The organism is Daejeonella sp. (assembly GCF_049655485.1).
Taxonomy (GTDB): Bacteria; Bacteroidota; Bacteroidia; order Sphingobacteriales; family Sphingobacteriaceae; genus Daejeonella.
Genome location: NZ_JBASJU010000287.1, coordinates 1 through 3835, shown reverse-complemented (window position 1 = coordinate 3835; position 3835 = coordinate 1). Strand labels below are relative to the sequence as shown.

Here is a 3835-nt window from a genome sequence, read left to right as displayed (position 1 = left end):
GCTATTGAATCTGGCGTAGCCCGGAAAATCATTACAGATTGGGAAGGCTATAACGAAGAGCTTAAAATCCGATTAGGAACGGACGATAAAATATTGAGGGCGATAACGAATAAAGCTAAATCATCGCCTAAGCGTGTTGTATTTGCAGAAGCAGATAATTATAAAATATTAAAGTCTGCGCAGATCGTTAAAGATGAGGGTATCGCCATACCTATTTTGCTGGGTAATAAAGAGAAGATCAAACAAATTATTGCAGATCATGAGCTTGAGCTCGACGGAGTGGAGATTATAAATCCGGTTGAAGAGAAAATTATTTCTGCACACTACGCGGAATTCTTCTATAAGAAACGTCAGCGCCGTGGTGTCACGCTTTCCGAAGCTAAAAAGCTGATGCGTGATCGTAATTATTATGGTGCAACTATGGTTCAGTTCGGTCAGGCTGATGCATTGATTTCAGGCCTCACTAAAGACTATGGGACAACCATTAAACCTGCTTTACAAGTTATTGGTATTGAGGAAGGAGTTAACCGTGTTGCCGGGATGTACATGATGCTCACGAAAAAAGGGCCAGTATTTTTTGGTGACACAACTGTTAATGAGAACCCAAGTCTTGAGGAGCTTGTAGACATCACTGTCCTGGTGGACAAGTCGGTGAAAAAGTTTAACATCCAGCCCCGGATAGCCATGCTATCTTACTCTAACTTTGGATCTAACGACGGTATAGTTCCGGAGAAAGTGCGCGAGGCCGTAAAGATATTGCATAAAAAATACCCTGAAATAATTGTCGACGGCGAAATGCAGGCAAATTTTGCAATGAATCCTGATCTGTTAAAAGATAATTATCCATTCAGTACATTGAACGGTGCTCCAGCTAATGTGCTGATGTTTCCCAACCTCGAATCGGGAAATATTGCGTATAAATTGCTACAGGAGCTTGGTGGTGCAGAAGCCGTAGGGCCTATCCTTCTGGGACTTAAGAAGCCGGTGCATGTATTGCAGCTGGATAGTTCTGTCCGGGAGATTGTCAATATGGTAACCATTGCTGTGGTGGATGCCCAAACCAAGGAAGAGCAGGAAACATCCTCGAGAAAAAGAGGTATTTTCAGTCGTGTAACTAAAACTCAGAAATAGAATATAATGTACGCTTATATCGATGGAAAACTTGTTTTTAAGTGTCCTACGTATGTTGTTATAGACGCCGGCGGAGTTGGATATCATATTAATATCTCACTTAATACTTACGCAGCGCTAAATGATGCGGAAAGATGTAAGCTTTATACCTGGCTCCATGTCAAAGAAGACGGACATACCCTGTACGGCTTCTTTGACGAAGGAGAAAGACGCTTGTTTTTGCACCTTATTTCTGTTTCAGGGATAGGTCCAAATACGGGAAGGATGATTTTATCATCTATAACACCTGCAGAAATACAAATTGCGATTGTAAAAGGCGATGTTCCCCTGATCCAGCGGATTAAGGGAATTGGTCCAAAATCCGCACAGCGTATGATCCTGGAACTGCAGGATAAATTGAAAAAAGAAGGCCCGGATACATTGATTTCCATGCCTCATAATATAACAGCAAAAGATGAGGCATTATCTGCCCTCGTGATGCTTGGGTTTACAAAAAATATCGCTGAAAAAGCTTTGGATGCGGCATTAAAATCAGAAGGTGAAGATTTAACGGTTGAACATTTACTAAAAAGCGCTCTTAAAAGTTTGTAATTTTATCAATTGTCAGGAAATTGAAACGTGCTGTGTCGTTTTATTTGAGTAGGGTTTGCTTCCTCTTATCTGCTCTAATGGGCGGACAGGTTTTCGCACAAAACACTGTCGCGACGAAGGACACCACTAAACTGACCTACCCTTTTGAAGATTCAAGATACATACAGTTAAAACGCCCTACTGGAATAACACTTCCTAATCCCTCCAATATTCAGCGAAGTGTTGAATTCGACCCCATTTCAAAACGTTATATTATTCGCGAAAAAATTGGCGATCGTCTTTACCGCTCGCCTCAGTATTTAAGTATTGAAGAGTACCAAAAGTATGAGAACGAGCTCATCAAGAGAAATTACTGGCGTGAATTGGCCGATCTTCCCCTGGTTGAAGCGAGGGAACCGGGTTTTATCCCACCTGTAAAGATTAATAGTAAATCATTCGAGAAAATATTCGGTGGTTCCACAATAGATATTCGCCCACAAGGATCTGCCGATTTAACCTTTTCAGGGAGGATCAACCGGAATGAGAACCCTTTATTTAATGAGCGCCAAAGAACGCAGGGCAATTTCGATTTCGATCAGCGTATCCAGATGAATGTGGTGGGGCAGATTGGAGACAAACTCAGAATAACAACCAACTATAACACACAGGCCCAGTTTGATTTTGAGAATCAGGTTAAACTTGACTATACGGGCAGGGATGATGAGATTATTCAGAAAATTGAAGCGGGAAACGTAAGCCTTCCCCTGAGCACATCTTTAATTTCCGGAAGTCAGGCACTCTTTGGATTGAAGACTCAGCTTCAGTTTGGGCGGCTAAATGTTACGACCGTCTTCTCGCAGCAGAAATCGCAGCAGCGTGAGATAACGATAACTAACGGTTCCCAGCAAAATGAGTTTGCTATTTCTGCCGACAACTACGAGGCGAACAAGCACTTCTTTCTCGCTCAATACTTCCGGAATAATTATAACCGGGCTCTTGAGAACACGCCAATAATCAACTCAAATATTAATATCACTAAAATTGAGGTTTGGGTTACAAATCGGGCTAACAGTACTACTAACTCCAGGGATGTACTTGCGCTGATTGATCTCGGTGAGAATAATGTTTACAATTCGGCCCAGGTGAGGGGTGGTGCAGGTTTTTCGGCCCTTCCCGCAGGTTTTACCGGCCCGGGTTTCACACAGCAATCAAATAACCTCCTGCAGGTTTTGCCTCCCGGAACAAGGCTGACGAATAGTAATGATGCGAGTGCATTTTTTCAGGCGAACGGTGCTACAGATAATTTCGTAAAGCTTACGTTCGCACGATTTCTGACAGATAAGGAATTTACTTTAAATCCGAGGCTTGGGTATATCTCGCTAAACACTTCTTTGAATGCCGACGAAGTGCTCGCCGTGGCTTTCCGTTATACAGTCAATGGAGTTGAATATCAGGTAGGGGAATTTTCTACTGATGTTTCTGTGGACAATACTACTCCGCAAGTACTTTATACTAAGCTTCTAAAGAACGAAACTTTAAAGACCAGCCTGCCTACGTGGGACCTAATGATGAAAAACATTTACTCATTAGGGGCTTACGAGATTAGCAGGACGGATTTCAGGTTGAACATCTTCAGGTTAGGGGAGGATACCGGAGTTGAAACTCCTCAGATTACTGAAGGGCAAAATACCAGTGGGAAGTTATGGTTGCAGTTAACAGACCTTGATAAGCTGAATCAGCAAAATGACCGGAGGCCTGACGGCTTCTTCGACTTTGTGGAAGGAATTACGATAGATCCCCGGAATGGGAGAATTACTTTTCCGTTGATAGAGCCTTTTGGTTCTGACCTGGCAAAGCGATTTAACCCGGTTTCTGAGCGGAATCTTATTGAAAAATATGTCTATCAGCCCTTATATGACTCGACTAAAGTTCTGGCTCAGCAGCTTTTCCCAAGGTTAAACAGATACCAGATTCGCGGTACTTACCAATCGCAGGCAAATTCTGTTTTCCAGTTAAATGCCATAAACGTACCGCAAGGTTCAGTTCAGGTGGTAGCAGGGACCTTGCCATTACAGGAAGGAGTTGATTTTACCGTCGATTATAATGGCGGTATGGTTAGTATACTCAATCAGGC

At 42.7% G+C, this 3835-nt stretch carries 3 protein-coding genes; all 3 read left to right on the top strand.

The window, feature by feature from the left end; genetic code table 11:
• Positions 1-1131: phosphate acyltransferase (locus WBJ10_RS12180; protein WP_424290664.1), on the top strand; the 1131-nt coding region annotated here is incomplete at its 5' end.
• A 6-nt stretch (positions 1132-1137) separates the two neighbouring features.
• Entirely contained in the window at positions 1138-1722 is a 585-nt protein-coding gene (gene ruvA, locus WBJ10_RS12175; RefSeq protein WP_424290662.1) for a Holliday junction branch migration protein RuvA, read from the top strand.
• Between the two features lie 77 nt (positions 1723-1799).
• A partial coding sequence (gene sprA, locus WBJ10_RS12170; protein WP_424290660.1) for a cell surface protein SprA occupies positions 1800-3835 on the top strand: 2036 nt, incomplete at its 3' end.